The sequence below is a fragment of the Kordia periserrulae genome (genome assembly GCF_003054265.1).
GTDB classification, from domain to species: domain Bacteria; phylum Bacteroidota; class Bacteroidia; order Flavobacteriales; family Flavobacteriaceae; genus Kordia; species Kordia periserrulae.
This window is the reverse complement of the sequence record NZ_QBKT01000006.1, coordinates 96,748-114,201: the sequence shown is the minus strand read 5'-3', so window position 1 is coordinate 114,201 and position 17,454 is coordinate 96,748. Positions and strand designations below refer to the sequence as shown.

Below are 17,454 nucleotides of genomic sequence, written 5' to 3'. Positions count from 1 at the left end.
GAAAAACTTTATATGAGTAACATCAAAGTACACGAAAGAACAAGAGCCCAAGAATCATCAGGAGCCATTGAACGTTTGTATATCACCATGCGCCATTTATTCAATCGCGGATTTTACAAACCGATGGGCGTTTCTGGAGAAACATTGCGTGAATCGTTGCTATTGTTACGTCCCGAAATCTACGGCTCTGTTGCTGATAAAAAGGCGGAAATTAATGGTTTATTGTACGTAATTGACCGTTTGCCAGTTGGCATTGAAGAATGCCGTTTTATCAATTTAACTTCTGACGAAGGTTTCAAAAATTCACACTTTAAAGTTATCATTCCACCAAAAAGACGTAGAAATTGTTACCGAATTGACGCTGAGCAGATGAATATTGAAATCACGCGCGGGCGTTCGGAAATCTACGATATTTTAACGCATTTGACGTTTTTATTCATCGAATCGCACAAAATTAGCGAACGTGTTTTGATTAGTGAAGACGGAGAAACTACGCGCGATTGGGTAAAATTGGCACAAGCCGTTGATAAAAAGAAAAAGCTAACACAAGCAGAACGCGAAGTTGCCATCACGCATACCGCAAATATTTTAGGCAGAACGTTTGAAGAAATTTTAGACGCGCACAAAACATTTTCGACCAAAGAAAATCCGGAGCGTTTTTTAAATATTATCTACTGGCTTGGAAAATTGGCTATCAAGGAAGTGACTACAGGTGAAAAAAGAACTATTACGTTTAGTCCTGTGTTGCGCGAGCGTTTGGGACATCATATTCACGGAGAAGTTTGGGCAAATAATATTAAAAAAGTCCTCAAAGACCATCAATTATTACACAGACCTATTCACATCATCAGTGCCAACATGCACAGTGTGATGAACTCTATATTTGCACCAAAATTGTTGCAAAAACAACTCAACACTACAGACGAATTTGATATATTTGAAGCGTTGAGTACTTCTGAAAACAGTCCGCTTCGAAATAAAGTAGAAAAAGAAGCGTTGAAGAAGGGAATGATGTACATAAAAGACGAATCGGGAACCAATATTGACGTGCAAATTTTTGATACAGCCAAAATAGATTTTAGCAAAACCTCGTACACCTGTTGTGCGGAAAGTGACGCTGAAAAACCTGTGTTGTTTGTGATGGATTATGCCTTTGGAGAGCAAGCCTATGAAACTATAGATGAGTTTTTAAAACCCTATACAAGCGACGACCAAACCCAAAAAGAATACTTGAACGTAGCGTCTATTTCTATTATGGGAAAAGCAGGAATTTTGGAAGGAGGAAAAGGAGATATCATGATTCCGTCGGCACATATATTTGAAGGTACTGCGGACAACTATCCTTTTGAAAACGAATTGACCAAAGAAGATTTGGAAGGTCACGGATTGCAAGTCTTTGAAGGCTCTATGATTACCGTTTTGGGAACTTCGTTGCAAAACAAAGACATTCTAAAATTCTTTTACGATTCTACTTGGAATGTCATTGGACTCGAAATGGAAGGTGCGCACTATCAAAAAGCCATTCAATCGGCATCTAAAATACGTAGAAGTATCACGGAAAATGTAAAAGTGCGTTATGCCTATTATGCTTCTGATAATCCGTTAGAAACAGGAAGTACATTGGCTTCGGGCGGATTGGGAACAACAGGCGTAAAACCAACGTATTTAATTACAAGAAAAATATTAGAACAACTATTTAACAACTAATAATACGAATATGAGTGAAAATATTCAAAATACAGAAAATAGCAAACCAGAAAAATCTACCGAAATAGATTTAGGCGAGTTATTTAGAATGATTGGACGCGGATTTAGTCGTTTTTTCGCGTTTCTTCGCAACTCTTTACTAATCTTACTTGATTTATTGATACGAACTCTAATTGTATTTAGAGAACATGTGTTAAAGTTTGTTATCATAGGAATACTAAGTATTACTATTGGTTGGTTTGTTGACTCAAGACAACCCAAAGTATATGGAGCAAATATGACTGTAAAATTGAATTATGAAAGTGAACAACAGTTATACTCTAACGTTCAATACTACAATAGTTTAATACAAGAATCAGATAGTTTACGACTTTCTGAAATTTTCGAGATTACTCCAAGTCAAGCAAATCAGCTATTAACGGTAAATATTGATCCTATCATTACAGAAGTACAATCGTTGAGGTTGTATAATGCTTTCATGAAAGAAACAGATAGTGTTAACGTAGCTGATAAAATAACGTTTGATAAATTCAAAAACAACATCAGTCCATCATCTGCTGCTACGCATCGCATTGGTGTAGCCGCTTTAGAGAAAAATGTTTTCAATAAATTAGGAGATAAAATCATTTCTCTCGATTTAGAAAATGACTATGTTAAAACGAAAAAGAAAGTATTATACAAAACTCTTGAACAAGAGGAAGAAGCGTTGAAAAAACGTTTAGAAAAAATTGATACTTTACGTGGTGTGTATAACGAAGCCATTCGAAGTGAAGCCAAAAAGACAAGTCAGGCACAAACACAAATTCAAATGAGTTCAACAGGTATCAAAACAAACGAAATAGAATTATTTACGTTAGATAAAGAAATTCTAGGCAGATTGGCTGAGATAGAAAGAGAAAAAGAATTAAATAGAAATACAGTAAATGTATTAAGTACATTTTCTGAAGGAATTGAATTAAGAGATTTTCACGATAAGTATTTATACAAAATTCCATTGGTAACAATTGCACTCTTGCTAATTTTTATTCTACTCAGAGAATTAAACAAATACCTAAACACATACGCAGAAAATAAACAACTAAATGCCTAAAAACGCCGTACTCATAACGGGAGGAGCAGGATTTATAGGTGCAAACTATATTCCGTATTTCTTGGAACAACACCAAGGTACGACCGTTGTGAATATTGATAAGCTAACCTATGCAGGAGATTTAGCAAATTTAGAAGAAGTACAACAGCACAAAAACTATAGCTTTGTGCAAGGTGATATTTGTGATAGAAACTTGATTGAACAACTGTTTGAAACGTATGATTTTAAAGCCGTTATTCACTTTGCTGCCGAATCGCATGTAGACAATTCCATTACAAATCCGGATGCGTTTATCCAAACCAATATCTTTGGAACATTCAATTTGCTAGATGTTGCTAAAAAACATTGGATGAACGGACCTAATCAGGTGAAAAAAGGCTATGAAAACTGTCGTTTTCACCACATTTCAACCGATGAGGTGTACGGAACGTTGGGAGAAACCGGATTGTTCACAGAAGCAACCTCGTATGCACCGAATAGTCCGTATAGCGCGTCCAAAGCGTCGTCTGATTTTATTGTGCGCAGTTACTTTCACACCTACGGAATGAACGTTGTAACAACCAACTGTTCTAACAATTACGGACCAAAACAGCACGATGAAAAGTTGATTCCAACCATCATTCGAAAAGCAATTACAGGTGAAAACATTCCAATCTATGGAGATGGAAAAAACATTCGCGATTGGTTATACGTGTTAGACCATTGCAAAGGAATTCACCTAGTGTATCAAACAGGAACAGCGGGCGAAACCTACAATATTGGCGGACGAAACGAACGTACCAATGTGTACATTGCAAACACTATCTGTGAACTGCTAGACGAATTGCGTCCAAAAGAAACCTCATACAAAGCACAAATAACTTTTGTAAAAGACCGACCAGGACACGATTTTCGCTATGCCATTGACGCTAGTAAAATAGAAAACGAACTCGGCTGGAAAGCGGAAGAAACCTTTGAATCGGGTATTTTAAAAACGATTGAATGGTATTTGAAAAAATATCAAAAACAATAAAACAAACATGAAAGGAATAGTATTAGCCGGCGGTTCAGGCACACGATTGCATCCACTTACACTCGCAGTAAGCAAGCAACTTATGCCTGTATATGACAAACCGATGATTTACTATCCTGTTTCAACTCTCATTAGCGCGGGAATTCGTGAAATATTGATTATTTCCACACCGCAAGATTTACCATTATTCCAAAAACTCTTAGGCGATGGCACGCAATTCGGTTGCGAATTTCAGTACGAAGTACAAGAAGCACCGAATGGATTAGCAGAAGCATTCATCATTGGTGAAGAATTTATTGGCGATGATAAAGTGGCGCTTATTTTGGGTGATAACATATTTTACGGTTCAGGATTGTCCGACTTATTACAAGCCAATAACGACCCTGATGGCGGTATCATTTATGCCTATCACGTTCACGATCCAGAGCGTTATGGAGTAGTAGAATTTGACAAAAACGGCAATGCAATTTCTATTGAAGAAAAGCCCGAAACGCCAAAATCAAACTATGCAGTTCCAGGGATTTATTTCTATGATAATGAAGTCGTGAACATTGCCAAAAACATCCAGCCAAGTGGAAGAGGCGAACTTGAAATCACGGATGTCAATCGTGTGTACTTGGAAAAAGGAAAACTAAGCGTAAGTATTCTCGATAGAGGAACCGCTTGGTTAGATACAGGAACGTTCAATTCGCTCATGCAAGCTTCGCAATTTGTGCAAGTCATTGAAGAACGTCAAGGACTCAAAATTGGAGCCATTGAAGAAGCTGCCTATCGAATGGGATTCATCAACAAAAAACAACTAGATGCCCTTGCGGAGCCATTGCTAAAAAGCGGTTACGGAAAACATCTATTAGAAATACAATAATAAGGTCTTGAAAATAACAAACACACCATTAGCAGGCTGTTTTGTCCTAGAACCTCAAGTATTTGGGGATGCTAGAGGAAGTTTTATGGAAAGTTATAACGAGCAAAAATTTCCAGCAAAAGTTCATTTTGTTCAAGACAATCAATCCATTTCTCAAAAAGGCGTATTGCGCGGATTGCACTTTCAAAAAGGCGAACACGCACAAGCAAAACTGGTACGTGTCATTCGTGGAGAAGTATTAGACGTTGCGGTTGATATTCGTCCAGATTCTGAAACTTTTGGACAACACTTTTCCATCATTCTTAACGCAGAAAACAACAAGCAGCTTTTTGTGCCAAGAGGATTTGCGCATGGTTTTGCCGTGTTGGAAGACAATACCATTTTTGCGTACAAATGTGATAATTTTTACCACAAAGAAGCAGAATCAGGCATCATTTACAACGATCCAGACATTGCGATAGATTGGATGCTTGATGATGATGAAATCATGCTATCTGACAAAGACAAACTATTGCCAAACCTGAAAATGCTCTCGCTATGAAAACGGTTTTGGTCACAGGTGCAAATGGACAATTAGGACAATGTATTCAAAAAATACAAACCCAACATACGGATATTGCCTTTCACTTTGCGTCGATTAATGAATTGGACATTACGGATACGAAAAAAGTACAAGAATTCTTTGAAAATCAGCATTTTGATTATTGTGTAAATTGCGCTGCGTATACCAATGTAGAACTCGCAGAAGATGAAGAAGACAAAGCATTTTTAGTCAACGCGGAAGCAGCAAAACATCTGGCGGAAGCCTGTAAAAAACATAATACAACACTCATCCATATTTCAACCGATTATGTATTTGACGGTGAAAAAACATCGCCTTATGTAGAAACCGATGCCACAAATCCAATCAGCGTGTATGGCGCGTCTAAATTGAAAGGAGAAACATACATTCAAGAAGTATTTGATGCGTATTTTATCATTCGAACGTCGTGGTTGTATGCAGAATTTGGGAAGAATTTCTACAAAACCATGGTGCAAAAAGCCAAAGAAAAGGCAAATTTGACCATTACCACCGAACAAACAGGAACGCCAACCAACGCGAACGATTTGGCAGCATTAATTGTAAAAATCATCCAGACAAACAATACGGATTACGGCATCTATCACTTTAGTAACGATGGAGAAGCCACTTGGTATGATTTTACGAAAGAAATCATTCAAAATCTTCATCTGGCGGAAGCCGACCAACCTTCGTTAAAACCTGTGGATACTTATAAAACCAAAGCAGCACGCCCAAAAAACAGTGTGCTAGACAAAACCAAAGTGAGAAACATTATTGAAACGATTTCTTGGCAAGAAAGTTTGCGAAATCTCATGAAAAATCACCAATAATTTGATGAACGAATATCTACATACCGCCATAGAAACTGCTGTTCATGCAGGCGGAATTATTATGGATATTTACGAAAATCAAATTGTAGCTGTCGAAAAAAAAGCAGACGATTCGCCTGTTACGATTGCTGATAAAACCGCGAATGCTTATATTGAAAAAGCCTTGGCATCTACCAATATTCCTGTACTAAGTGAAGAAGGCGAACACGCGGCGTATGAAATTCGCAAAAACTGGCAACAATGCTGGATTGTCGATCCGCTAGACGGCACGAAAGAATTCATCAAACGAAATGGGGAATTTACGGTAAATATTGCGTTGGTTGAAGACGGAAAAGCGTTGTTAGGCGTCATTTACATTCCAGCAGTAAAAACGTTGTATTATGCCATTACGGCAGAAAAAAAAGCATTCAAGTTACAGCTAGATGAACATACTTTAACGCGTGACATGCTTCCAAACGCTACACAAATATTTGCCGCGGAAGAAAGCGATGATGAAATTACACTCACCTCTAGTCATTCGTATACCAATCAAAAAGTGTTGGACTTAATTGATTCGTTGGAAACAGAAGGCAAAGAAGTCAATCTTATCATGGCGGGAAGCTCGTTAAAATTTTGTTTAATGGCAGAAGGACAAGCCTCGTACTATCCGCGATATGCGCCAACAATGGAGTGGGACACCGCGGCTGGACATGCCATTTGCAACGCAGTCGGATTGGAAGTCTACAACTTAGAAACGCAAAAACCACTAAAATACAACAAAGAAAATCTACTAAATCCGTGGTTTCTTGTTCGAAAAGTAGGATAAAATAAAAAGGGAAAAAACCCTTTCCAAAAAGGGTATTTCCCCAGAAAAGTCAATTATTTCCTAGTATTAAAATTTATAGCTAGTTTTGCAGCGAATAATAGCAACATGTATCAAGAAGCATATTACCCAACACACCTACATACGTACAGTTTTTTAATCACGGGCGGTGCCGGATTTATTGGTGCTAATTTGGTAGCATATTTACTCAAACATAACGCCAAAAAAGTACGTGTATTGGACAACTTGGCAACAGGTTTTAAACACAATATTGCCGAATTTGAATCGCATCCAAATTTTGAATTCATGCAAGGTGATATTCGCGATTTGGGAACTTGTAAAAACGCTGTCGCGGGAATGGACTTTGTATTACACCAAGCGGCGTTGGGTTCTGTTCCGCGCTCATTCAATGATCCAATTGCTACGAATGAAGTGAACATTTCGGGATTCTTAAACATGTTATTAGCTTCGCGTGATGCTGGCGTACAACGCATGGTGTATGCAGCGTCTTCCAGTACATATGGAGATAGCAAAGCATTGCCAAAACAGGAGGAAATCATTGGAAAACCCTTATCTCCGTATGCTATTACGAAATATGTAAACGAACTGTACGCAGACAATTTCTCAACACATTTTGACTTTCATACCGTCGGATTGCGTTATTTCAATGTTTTTGGACCAAAACAAAACGTAAAAGGTGCGTATGCAGCCGTAATTCCACTATTTTTCAACGCAGGAATACATAACACAAACGTAACAATCAATGGTGATGGAAATCAAACGAGAGATTTTACTTTTGTCGAAAATGTAGTACAGGCAAATATGAAAGCGCTATTTGCAGAAATTACACAGCATGAAGTAATTAATGTAGCGGTTGGCGATCGTATCAGTGTGAACGATTTGTGGAAAAATATTAAAAGCATCACAAAAAGTACTGTAGAAGCACAACATGGCGAAAGTAGAATAGGTGATGTACGTGATTCACTAGCCGATATTTCAAAAGCTAAAAAAATATTAGGATACCATCCGAAATATAGCGTACGCGATGGTTTAGCCATTACGTACGATTTTTTTAAACAGCAAGCAGCAACCAATGACAAATAAAATACTTTCCATAATAGGTTTAGGATATGTTGGATTGCCATTGGCTGTCGAATTCAGCAAAAAAGGCTATCAAGTCATCGGATTTGACATCAATGCTGCACGTGTTGACGAATTGCAACAAGGAAAAGATCATACGCTAGAAGTCAGCGAAGCGGAATTGCGAGAAGCTTCAAGCTTGCAATACACCTATAAAGCGGAAGACATCGCGCAAGCAAACATCTACATTGTAACGGTACCAACACCAATTACGGAACATAAATTTCCAGATTTAACACCAATTGAAGCGGCTTCAACCTTAGTCGGTTCCGTGTTAAAAAAAGGAGATATTGTCATTTATGAATCTACCGTGTTTCCAGGGTGTACCGAAGAAGTTTGCGTACCAATTTTAGAAGCGCAAAGCGGATTGAAGTTTAATACAGATTTCTTTTGTGGGTATTCTCCCGAAAGAATCAATCCAGGCGACAAAAAACACAGAGTGAACAATATTGTGAAAGTGACTTCGGGAAGCACGCCAGAAATTGCTGAAACGATTGATACTTTATACAAAAGCATTGTCACAGTTGGTACGTACAAAGCATCGTCTATCAAAGTTGCGGAAGCTGCCAAAGTGATTGAAAACTCTCAACGCGATATCAACATTGCGTTTGTCAACGAGTTGGCATTGATTTTTGGAAAACTAGGCATTGACACGCACGAAGTGTTGGAAGCGGCAGGAACAAAGTGGAATTTTCTACCGTTTACACCAGGTTTGGTGGGCGGACATTGCATTGGTGTAGATCCGTATTATTTAACACACAAAGCCAAAAGTGTAGGCTACCTTCCGCAAGTTATTTTAGCAGGAAGAAAAATAAACGATAACATGGGTAAATATATCGCAGAACGCGTGGTAAAGCTCATGATTAAACAAGAAAAACTCATCAAAGGCGCAAAAGTGACTATATTGGGAATTACGTTTAAAGAAAACTGTCCCGATATCAGAAACACGCGCGTTATTGACATTGTACACGAGTTGGAAGAATATGGAATTGAAGTAGAAGTATTTGACGATAATGTCAATGCTTCTGAAGTAAAAAAGGAATACAATATTGACTTGGTTTCGTCTATTTCAAATGACACTAGGGCGATTATTTTGGCAGTTGCGCACAAAAGTTTCAATAAAATTGACGTAACTCCCTTTTTTAAAGCAGGATGTATTATTTTTGACGCGAAAAATTTCTTCCCAAAACAAATAGTAACCGAAAGATTATAGCCGTAATACTAAATAAAAGAACAAAAACAAACTGATGAAAAAAAACCTAATTGTATTTGGTACACGACCAGAAGCTATCAAAATGGCACCACTGGTAAAAGAATTTTTAAAACACCAAGACACTTTTGAAACAAAAGTTTGTATCACGGCACAGCATAGAGAAATGCTGGATCAGGTACTTTCATTCTTTGAAATTACGCCAGATTATGACTTGGACTTAATGAAGCCAAATCAGAATTTATATGGTTTAACGGCGGATATTATTACAAACTTAAAACCTGTGTTGGAAGATTTTCAACCAGATTACGTATATGTTCATGGCGATACGACTACGACAATGGCAACGAGTATTGCAGCGTTTTACTCGGGCGCAAAAGTATGTCACGTAGAAGCAGGATTGCGAACGTTCAATAAGCGTTCTCCTTTTCCAGAAGAAATCAATCGTTGTGTGACAGGAAGTATTTGTGATTATCACTTTTCTCCAACAGAAACTTCAAAAAACAATCTGCGCAACGAAAATGTAGCAGATGAAAACATATTGATTACTGGAAATACGGTCATTGATGCCTTGCATTTTAGTGCAGCCAAAGTAAAATCAGACGGTTTCCAAGACCAAGAAATCGAAGACGTAAAAGAAGTGTTGGACACTTCCAAACGTTTGATTTTGGTAACGGGACATCGTAGAGAAAATCACGGACAAGGATTTATCAATATTTGTACTGCATTAAAGCAAATTGCCACCGATCATCCAGACACACAAATCATTTATCCTGTACACTTAAATCCAAACGTACAAAAGCCAGTTTACGAATTATTAGCTGATATTGACAATGTAAAATTGATTAATCCGTTGTCCTATCCTGCATTTGTATGGTTAATGGACAAATCGCACATCATCATTACAGATAGTGGCGGCGTACAGGAAGAAGCACCAAGTTTAGGAAAGCCAGTATTGGTAATGCGCGATACTACCGAACGTCCAGAAGCAGTTGACGCAGGAACGGTTTTATTGGTAGGAACCGATACGGAGAAAATTATCAGCGAAGCAAATAAATTATTAACAGACGAATCAGCATATCACAAAATGAGCAAATTGCACAATCCGTATGGAGATGGAACAGCTTGTGATAAGATTGTAACATACATGTCAAAATTACACTAAAAAAACATCATGGGAACGAACAAACCAAGCGTTGTAATGGTAGGTTTAGGATACATTGGACTTCCTACAGCAGCGTTAATAGCAAGTAAAGAAATAAATGTAACAGGCGTTGATATTCATCAACATGTAGTAGATACGATTAACAAAGGAGAAATCCACATTGTGGAGCCAGACTTAGATGGATTGGTACATTATGTAGTAAAAGAAGGATTTTTAACAGCAAGCACAAAACCTGTAGAAGCAGATGTGTATTTAATTGCGGTTCCGACACCTTTTAAAGGCGACTACGAACCAGATATTTCGTATGTTGAAGCAGCAACAAGAGCGTTGTTGCCAACCTTGAAAGAAGGCGCGTTGGTGATTGTAGAATCGACAAGTCCTGTAGGAACTACTGAAAAAATGCAAAAAGTCATTGAAACGGAGCGTCCTGAGTTGAAAGGTAAAATATACATGGCGTATTGTCCTGAGCGAGTTTTACCAGGAAACGTTATTTACGAATTGGAACACAACGATAGAGCTATTGGTGGTATCAATCCAGAATCGACGGAGAAAGCAGTAGAATTTTATAGACATTTTGTAAAAGGAACTTTGCACAAAACCAACTCTAAAACCGCAGAAATGTGTAAGTTGGTAGAAAACTCATCAAGAGACGTACAAATTGCCTTTGCCAATGAATTATCAATGATTTGTGACGAAGCAGGCATTAATGTATGGGAATTGATCAATTTAGCCAACAAACATCCACGTGTAAATATTTTACAACCTGGAACGGGCGTTGGTGGACACTGTATTGCGGTAGATCCTTGGTTTATTGTTTCTGAATTTCCAGCGCAAGCAAAAATCATTCGTTCTGCACGAGAAATCAACAATTACAAAACAGAATGGGCAATTGAAAAGGTAAAAAATACAGCCTTACAATTCAAAATTGACAATGGACGCGATGCAAAAATTGCGTGTATGGGATTGGCATTTAAACCAAATATTGACGATTTAAGAGAATCGCCAGCATTGCAAGTAGTTGACAAGCTTTCTATTGACGGTTTTCAGGTATTGGCAGTTGAACCAAACATAAAAAAACACGAAAATTATACCATCTACGATATGGAAGATGCTATAGCACAAGCAGATATTATTGTATATTTGGTGGCGCATAGAGAGTTTGCAAATACTGAAAAGGTAAAACAAACGTTAGATTTTTGTGGAATATTCAAATAAACATAAAATGAAAATTATGAAAAAAGCATTCGTATTAGTTTTAGGTCTTTTTTTAATGGCTTGTGGGTCAGAGGAAAAAAAGAAAACAGACCCATCAAAAAATAATACAAAAACAGATGTAGAAACACCAAAGGAAACAACACCAACATATCCAAAATTAGCGGACGTTCCGCAACAATTGAACTATATTTTTAACAATGGTTATGAGTTTGCGGACGATATTAAAGTTGATTTTATTGCGTTGGAAAGTAAAGGAGGAGATAAATACCAACTTATTTACGGTTTAGAATCAGGCACTGATTATGCCAAAGTAGAGGCATTAAAAATTTCAGCGGTTTTCTATGCAAAAGATCCTTCAAAATTTAAAGAGGAAATTTATGTGAAAAGAAAATCAAAGCAAATACCAGCGGTTTGTGAGCTATTCAGCTTAGACGGTGGTGTAGTAATTGCACATGATTTCGAAATAGAACCAAAAGATTTTACGCAAGTAAAATTCTACTTCTACAATGACCAAGGCGTTATTAACAAAAAAATGCTAACGGTTAGAGAAGTTAAATTGTCTAAGTAATTTTATCAATACATAGCTAGATGATATTTTCAACATCTCTTTTTCTAGTATTCTTTACTATTGTATTTTTAGTATATTGGTTTGTACTAGGCAGCATAAAAAATGAAGACAAAAGACTAAAAGCGAGAATCATATTCTTGCTTTTAGCGTCTTATTATTTCTATATGTCGTGGAATCCAGTATTCATTCTATTAATACTATTTTCAACGGTAGTCGATTATATTGCGGGAAAAAAAATACACAACAGTGTCTCCCAAAAACAAAAGCGATTCTATCTAGTTATAAGTTTGATAACTAATTTAGGGTTTTTAGCCTATTTTAAATATGTAAACTTCTTTCTAGGAACTGTAAACGATATTACAGGCTCTAACTTCTTTGTAGATGTTATACTACCTGTAGGAATTTCGTTTTACACTTTCCAATCTATGTGTTATACTATAGATATTTATTATGGAAAAATGAAGCCCTCCAAAGACTTCTTTGAGTTTTCATTATACGTAACCTTCTTTCCGCAATTAGTAGCGGGACCTATTGTAAGAGCTATTGACTTTATCCCACAACTAAAAGTAAACCAGTATTTTAAAGACATTAACTTTCAACTAGCGGCAAATTACTTCCTTTTAGGATTGGTTAAAAAAGTGGTCATTGCCGACAATATTGCACAATTTTCAGATCCGTTATTTGCAAATCCAGATCAATTCGGAACGCTTTCTTCTTGGATTGGTGTTACAGCATACAGTGTTCAAATTTATTGTGACTTTTCTGGATATTCCGATATGGCAATTGGTGTGGCAGCGTTACTAGGCTTTCGCCTGATGGAAAACTTCAACATGCCATATAACGCAACCGATATTACCGTTTTTTGGAGAAAATGGCATATCAGTCTATCATCTTGGTTACGAGATTACCTATTTATTCCATTAGGAGGAAGTAGAGTATCTAAAAAAATATTTTATTACAGAAACTTAATGCTCACCATGCTTCTTGGTGGTTTGTGGCACGGTGCCAGTTGGAACTTTGTCGTTTGGGGCGGATTGCATGGCTCAGCATTAATTGTCCACAAACTATACAAAACCAAATACTCAGACAATTTCAAATTTTCAAAAATTGGACAATCTGCGTACACTGTTGGAGCGTGGGTGGTAACCATGATATTTGTAATGGTAACTTGGGTATTTTTTAGAGCACAAACATTTGGCGATGCCGCACAAGTATTGCAAAACATGTTTACCTTCCAAGAATCTGTCGATTACAGAATTCCAATTGCTTTTGTGGCATTGTTAGCAATTACGGTTGTCGGGCATTTCTTTGGAACCAAATATTACCAAGAAGTGGAAGAAAAACAACATCACATGTTTAAAAATCCGTACCTACAAGGAGCGCTCTTCGGATTGGCAATATTCATGGTGATTTTATTTGGAAGTGATGATAATCAAGCATTTATTTATTTTCAATTTTAAAGGCTATGAAAAAAGAACATCGTTTATTTATCATTCAATTAGTCATTGCAGTAGCACTTTTTCTAGGCTTATCTTTTATGGTCAAAAAGGCCTTTATGAGCGATCCAAAAGCGCAATCGTACTTAGAATTCAATGAAGGTGTCAAAAAAATGGCGAGTTCAACTTATGCTTTGGTAGATTCACTCATAGCAACAAACGACCTCACATTTGATCCTACAAGTGGAAAAGATATAGATAAAGTACTCAATAATCTAAAATATACAGACAATAAAAAACTTCTCATCGTTGGCTCTTCTCAAATGCGCGTGGTACAAGGTGAAGAAATTCAAGATGCGTATCAAAGCCTAGTCTCTAGAAAAATAGAAAGATACAACAGCAAAGGGTACAGTACTTACAATCTTTCTTTAGGTGGAATGACGACCAAAGAAAAGTTGATCATGACGACCAAAGGAACTGAAATTATCAATCCAGAGCGCGTTTTGGTATCGGTAACACCTTGGGATTGCTTGTCCGATAAACTAAGACCGTCAATCAAAGCGATTCAAGGAAAAACCTACGCTTCTTTAGAAAAAACTGATGAAGTAGTAACAAAAGAAGCAACCAATACAGGAAGCGATGAGGTATTTCCACTGAATATAAATTCGCAAATAACTGAAACAGTTGATAAAATCGTAGAAGACAATATTGACATTTACAGCAAAAGAGCTGCTATTAAAACATGGCTAAGCGACAAAACAACGAAAGTACTCAAAGGTATAAAAGATGGTACAGAAGCAACAGAAGAGGTTTTTAAAACAAACTTACCTTTGTATTGGTTTACTGTAAATCAAGACTTAGACAATCTTTCGGGTTGGGTTTCTGAAACAGCACAATCGGGTAAAAAATCTATCAAAATTGTCAACAAAGATCCGCAAAATGCAAAATGGCTTGGTAATGACATTATTTTAGATACGCCAACAGATACATTTGAATTTGAAGGTTGGAGTAAAGCTGAAAACGTTTCTAGTAGTACAAAACTGTATTGTATAGACTTTCAAGTAATCTTTGAAGATGGTACCAGCAAATGGCATTACAAAGGATTGACTTTCAACAAAGGGACACACGATTGGGAAAAAGTAACAACACGTGTTCGTTTTGACAAAAAAGTAAAATCTATAAAACCACATGTCTTATTTTACGGAGGAACGGGAACAGTGTGGTTTGATCAAATCATAGCAAAGCCTTTATACGATGGGGTTTTGGGAGATAATGTATTACCTAACTCCGATTTTGAAGAAGAACTAAAAGAGCGTCAAAATGTAACTTACACGTACACTACGGCAGAGTGGAAGCGCATTGAGCAAAACATGTTCGCTGTGGTTGATCATATAGCAGGGTTAGCCACCAAAGAACAAAACGTATTACTATTTACACCATTCTGGCATCACAACGAAAAAACAGCATATCCACAAAAAGCACAATACAACAACCTAGTTGAAACGGTAAAAAAATATTGTGAGCAAAAAAATGTGGCATTCGTAGACGCTTCATATATATTAACTAAAGACAACTTCGGAATATATACCAAAGGAAGTGTACGAGACAAAATAGACGTATTGCACTTCAATGCGGATGCGCACGAAAAATTAGCAAAATATATCATAAAAGAATTAAACCTATAATGTTACAAGCAATTATAAAAAAGGGAAAGGTAATGGCAGAAGAAGTGCCATCACCAATATTATCAGCGGGAGAAGTATTAATCGCGGTATCATATAGCTGTATCTCAGCAGGTACAGAACTTAAAAGTGTTGGAAATAGTGGAGAAAATCTATTGATGAGAGCCATTAAACAACCTGAAAACTTAAAAAAAGTAATCGACCTTGCTAAATCGCAAGGAATTGCACGAGCTTTCTCTAAAGTACAGCAAAAAGTAAAATACGGAACACCAACAGGATATTCCAACTCAGGAATTGTCATTGCCGTTGGTGAAGGTGTTCAAAATATACAAGTTGGTGACAAAGTTGCCGCTGCTGGTGCCGGAATTGCCAATCATGCAGAATATGTAGTAGTGCCTGAAAACTTAGTAATGAAAGTCCCAGAAGGCTTGGATTTAAAATTAGCTTCTACCGTAACACTAGGAGGAATTGCGTTGCAAGGTGTACGTCGTGCAGACTTACGCCTAGGTGAATATTGCGTAGTAATTGGTGCTGGAATTTTAGGACTATTAACGGTTCAATTCTTAAAAAACTCAGGTGTTCGTACCATTGTTAGTGATATTAATGATGACCGTTTAAAAATAGCAAAAGAACTAGGAGCGGATGTTGTTTTAAATCCTTCAAAAGAGAATTTAGTAAAGAAAACAACCGATTTTACAGGCGGTTACGGAACAGATGCTGTTATATTTACTGCGGCAACTGCGAGTAGCGAACCGTTATCAGAAGCGTTTAAAGCATGCAAAAAGAAAGGTCGCGTTATTTTAGTAGGTGTTTCTGGAATGGAAATCAAACGTGCCGATATCTATCAAAAAGAATTAGACTTTAAAATATCTACTTCGTATGGTCCAGGACGTTACGACAGAGAATACGAAGACAAAGGACACGATTACCCATACGCGTATGTACGTTGGACGGAAAATCGTAATATGACAGAATATTTAAAAATGATTCACGAAGGAAAAGTGAATCTTGAACCGCTCATTAACAAAACCTATCCAATAGAACAGGCAGAAGAAGCATACGCATCGTTACAAGGTCCGGAAAAACCAATCATTGTATTGCTTTCGTATGACAATGATGTCAATGCAACACCAAGCTCTAAAGTGGAGGTAAATTCGAGCTATACGAAAAAAGGAAAACTCAATGTAGCTTTAGTTGGTGCAGGAAGTTTTGCTACGGCAATGCATTTGCCAAACATGGAGAAAATGAAGGATAAATACTCGCTCTATGCAGTAGTAAACAGAACAGGTCATAAAGGAAAAACGGTAGCCACACATTTTAATGCAAAATACACAACTTCTGAAATCGAAGATGTATTACAAGATCCAGAAGTAGATGTAGTATTCATTACAACACAGCACAAAGACCACGGTCCATTAACGTTACGTTCATTACAAGCTGGAAAACACGTATTTGTAGAAAAACCGTTGGCAACAACTCCAGAAGATTTAGACAAAATTGTTGATTTCTACAATGATGATAGCATCCAAAACAAACCCTTATTGTTGACAGGTTTTAACAGACGTTTTAGCAAGTATGCACAAGAAATAAAAAAGCACACGTCAACACGTGAAAACCCGTTATTTGTAAGCTATCGTATCAATGCAGGTTTCCGTCCGGCTACAGATGCTTTGCATGAGCATGGCGGAAGAGTTGTTGGAGAAGTTTGTCATTTTATTGACTTAATCACTTTTTTAACGGAATCTAAAATACAATCGGTAAGTGTCGAAAAACTAAGTCCGAATAACGACCAAATTCGTAGCGATGATAATGTTTCTATCTTATTAAAATATGAAGATGGTTCGGTAGGAAGTTTACAATACTTTGCCGTTGGAAACAAAGGCTACCAAAAAGAGAATTTAGAAGTGCATTACGACGCGAAAACAATTATCATGGACGATTTTACCAAATTGACAGGATATGGCGTTAAAGTAAAGGAATTGGCTTCTAAAACACCTGAAAAAGGTCAGTATGAAGAATTAATTCACATGTTTGATGCGATTCAAAACAACAAATTTGCCATTGACTTTGAAGACATGGTACAAACTACCAGAGCAACATTTTTAATTCAAGATAATTAAGAAAAGGCTTTATATTTTTTTTAAACGCATCAATCTTTTAGGTTGATGCG

General features: G+C 37.0%; 15 protein-coding genes. All 15 read left to right on the top strand.

What is annotated here, in order from left to right; translation table 11 throughout:
• Positions 1-12: 12 nt before the first annotated feature.
• The 15 genes from C8N46_RS13275 to C8N46_RS13205 all read left to right on the top strand — a co-directional run bounded on the left by C8N46_RS13275 (position 13) and on the right by C8N46_RS13205 (position 17,404).
• The gene (locus C8N46_RS13275) at positions 13-1,707 is read left to right on the top strand and encodes a DUF6909 family protein (RefSeq protein WP_108115399.1); all 1,695 of its coding nucleotides are present in this window, start codon (positions 13-15) and stop codon (positions 1,705-1,707) included.
• A gap of 10 nt (positions 1,708-1,717) precedes the next feature.
• Positions 1,718-2,797 (top strand): hypothetical protein, encoded by a 1,080-nt coding sequence (locus C8N46_RS13270; RefSeq protein ID WP_108115398.1) that lies wholly within the window; start codon positions 1,718-1,720, stop codon positions 2,795-2,797.
• Entirely contained in the window at positions 2,790-3,809 is a 1,020-nt protein-coding gene (gene rfbB, locus C8N46_RS13265; protein WP_108115397.1) for a dTDP-glucose 4,6-dehydratase, read from the top strand. Before C8N46_RS13270 ends, rfbB begins: the two co-directional genes overlap by 8 nt.
• A gap of 7 nt (positions 3,810-3,816) precedes the next feature.
• The gene (gene rfbA, locus C8N46_RS13260; RefSeq protein WP_108115396.1) at positions 3,817-4,674 is read left to right on the top strand and encodes a glucose-1-phosphate thymidylyltransferase RfbA; all 858 of its coding nucleotides are present in this window, start codon (positions 3,817-3,819) and stop codon (positions 4,672-4,674) included.
• A 7-nt stretch (positions 4,675-4,681) separates the two neighbouring features.
• Positions 4,682-5,215 carry a dTDP-4-dehydrorhamnose 3,5-epimerase gene (rfbC, locus tag C8N46_RS13255; RefSeq protein WP_108115395.1) on the top strand — a complete coding sequence of 178 codons (534 nt, stop codon included), beginning with the start codon at positions 4,682-4,684 and terminating at the stop codon, positions 5,213-5,215.
• Complete coding sequence (rfbD, locus tag C8N46_RS13250; RefSeq protein ID WP_108115394.1) at positions 5,212-6,066, top strand: dTDP-4-dehydrorhamnose reductase; 855 nt, start codon at positions 5,212-5,214, stop codon at positions 6,064-6,066. The genes rfbC and rfbD overlap by 4 nt, the downstream gene beginning before the upstream one ends.
• A 4-nt stretch (positions 6,067-6,070) precedes the next feature.
• Positions 6,071-6,871, top strand: a complete 801-nt coding sequence (gene cysQ / locus C8N46_RS13245; RefSeq protein ID WP_108115393.1) for a 3'(2'),5'-bisphosphate nucleotidase CysQ — start codon at positions 6,071-6,073, stop codon at positions 6,869-6,871.
• A 105-nt stretch (positions 6,872-6,976) separates the two neighbouring features.
• Positions 6,977-7,972, top strand: a complete 996-nt coding sequence (locus C8N46_RS13240) for an SDR family oxidoreductase (protein WP_108115392.1) — start codon at positions 6,977-6,979, stop codon at positions 7,970-7,972.
• Entirely contained in the window at positions 7,962-9,221 is a 1,260-nt protein-coding gene (locus tag C8N46_RS13235; RefSeq protein ID WP_108115391.1) for a nucleotide sugar dehydrogenase, read from the top strand. The genes C8N46_RS13240 and C8N46_RS13235 overlap by 11 nt, the downstream gene beginning before the upstream one ends.
• Before the next feature lie 34 nt (positions 9,222-9,255).
• On the top strand, positions 9,256-10,383 hold the full coding sequence (gene wecB / locus C8N46_RS13230; protein ID WP_108115390.1) for a non-hydrolyzing UDP-N-acetylglucosamine 2-epimerase: 1,128 nt from the start codon (positions 9,256-9,258) through the stop codon (positions 10,381-10,383).
• 9 nt (positions 10,384-10,392) lie between these two features.
• The gene (gene wecC, locus C8N46_RS13225) at positions 10,393-11,598 is read left to right on the top strand and encodes a UDP-N-acetyl-D-mannosamine dehydrogenase (protein ID WP_108115389.1); all 1,206 of its coding nucleotides are present in this window, start codon (positions 10,393-10,395) and stop codon (positions 11,596-11,598) included.
• Between the two features lie 16 nt (positions 11,599-11,614).
• Positions 11,615-12,166, top strand: a complete 552-nt coding sequence (locus C8N46_RS13220; protein WP_146169820.1) for a hypothetical protein — start codon at positions 11,615-11,617, stop codon at positions 12,164-12,166.
• A 287-nt stretch (positions 12,167-12,453) separates the two neighbouring features.
• Positions 12,454-13,626, top strand: coding sequence for an MBOAT family O-acyltransferase (locus C8N46_RS13215; protein WP_158269149.1), 1,173 nt, complete (start codon positions 12,454-12,456; stop codon positions 13,624-13,626).
• Positions 13,627-13,631: 5 nt separating this feature from the next.
• Positions 13,632-15,287, top strand: coding sequence for an SGNH/GDSL hydrolase family protein (locus C8N46_RS13210; protein ID WP_108115386.1), 1,656 nt, complete (start codon positions 13,632-13,634; stop codon positions 15,285-15,287).
• On the top strand, positions 15,287-17,404 hold the full coding sequence (locus C8N46_RS13205; protein WP_108115385.1) for a bi-domain-containing oxidoreductase: 2,118 nt from the start codon (positions 15,287-15,289) through the stop codon (positions 17,402-17,404). The genes C8N46_RS13210 and C8N46_RS13205 overlap by 1 nt, the downstream gene beginning before the upstream one ends.
• Positions 17,405-17,454 lie beyond the last annotated feature (50 nt).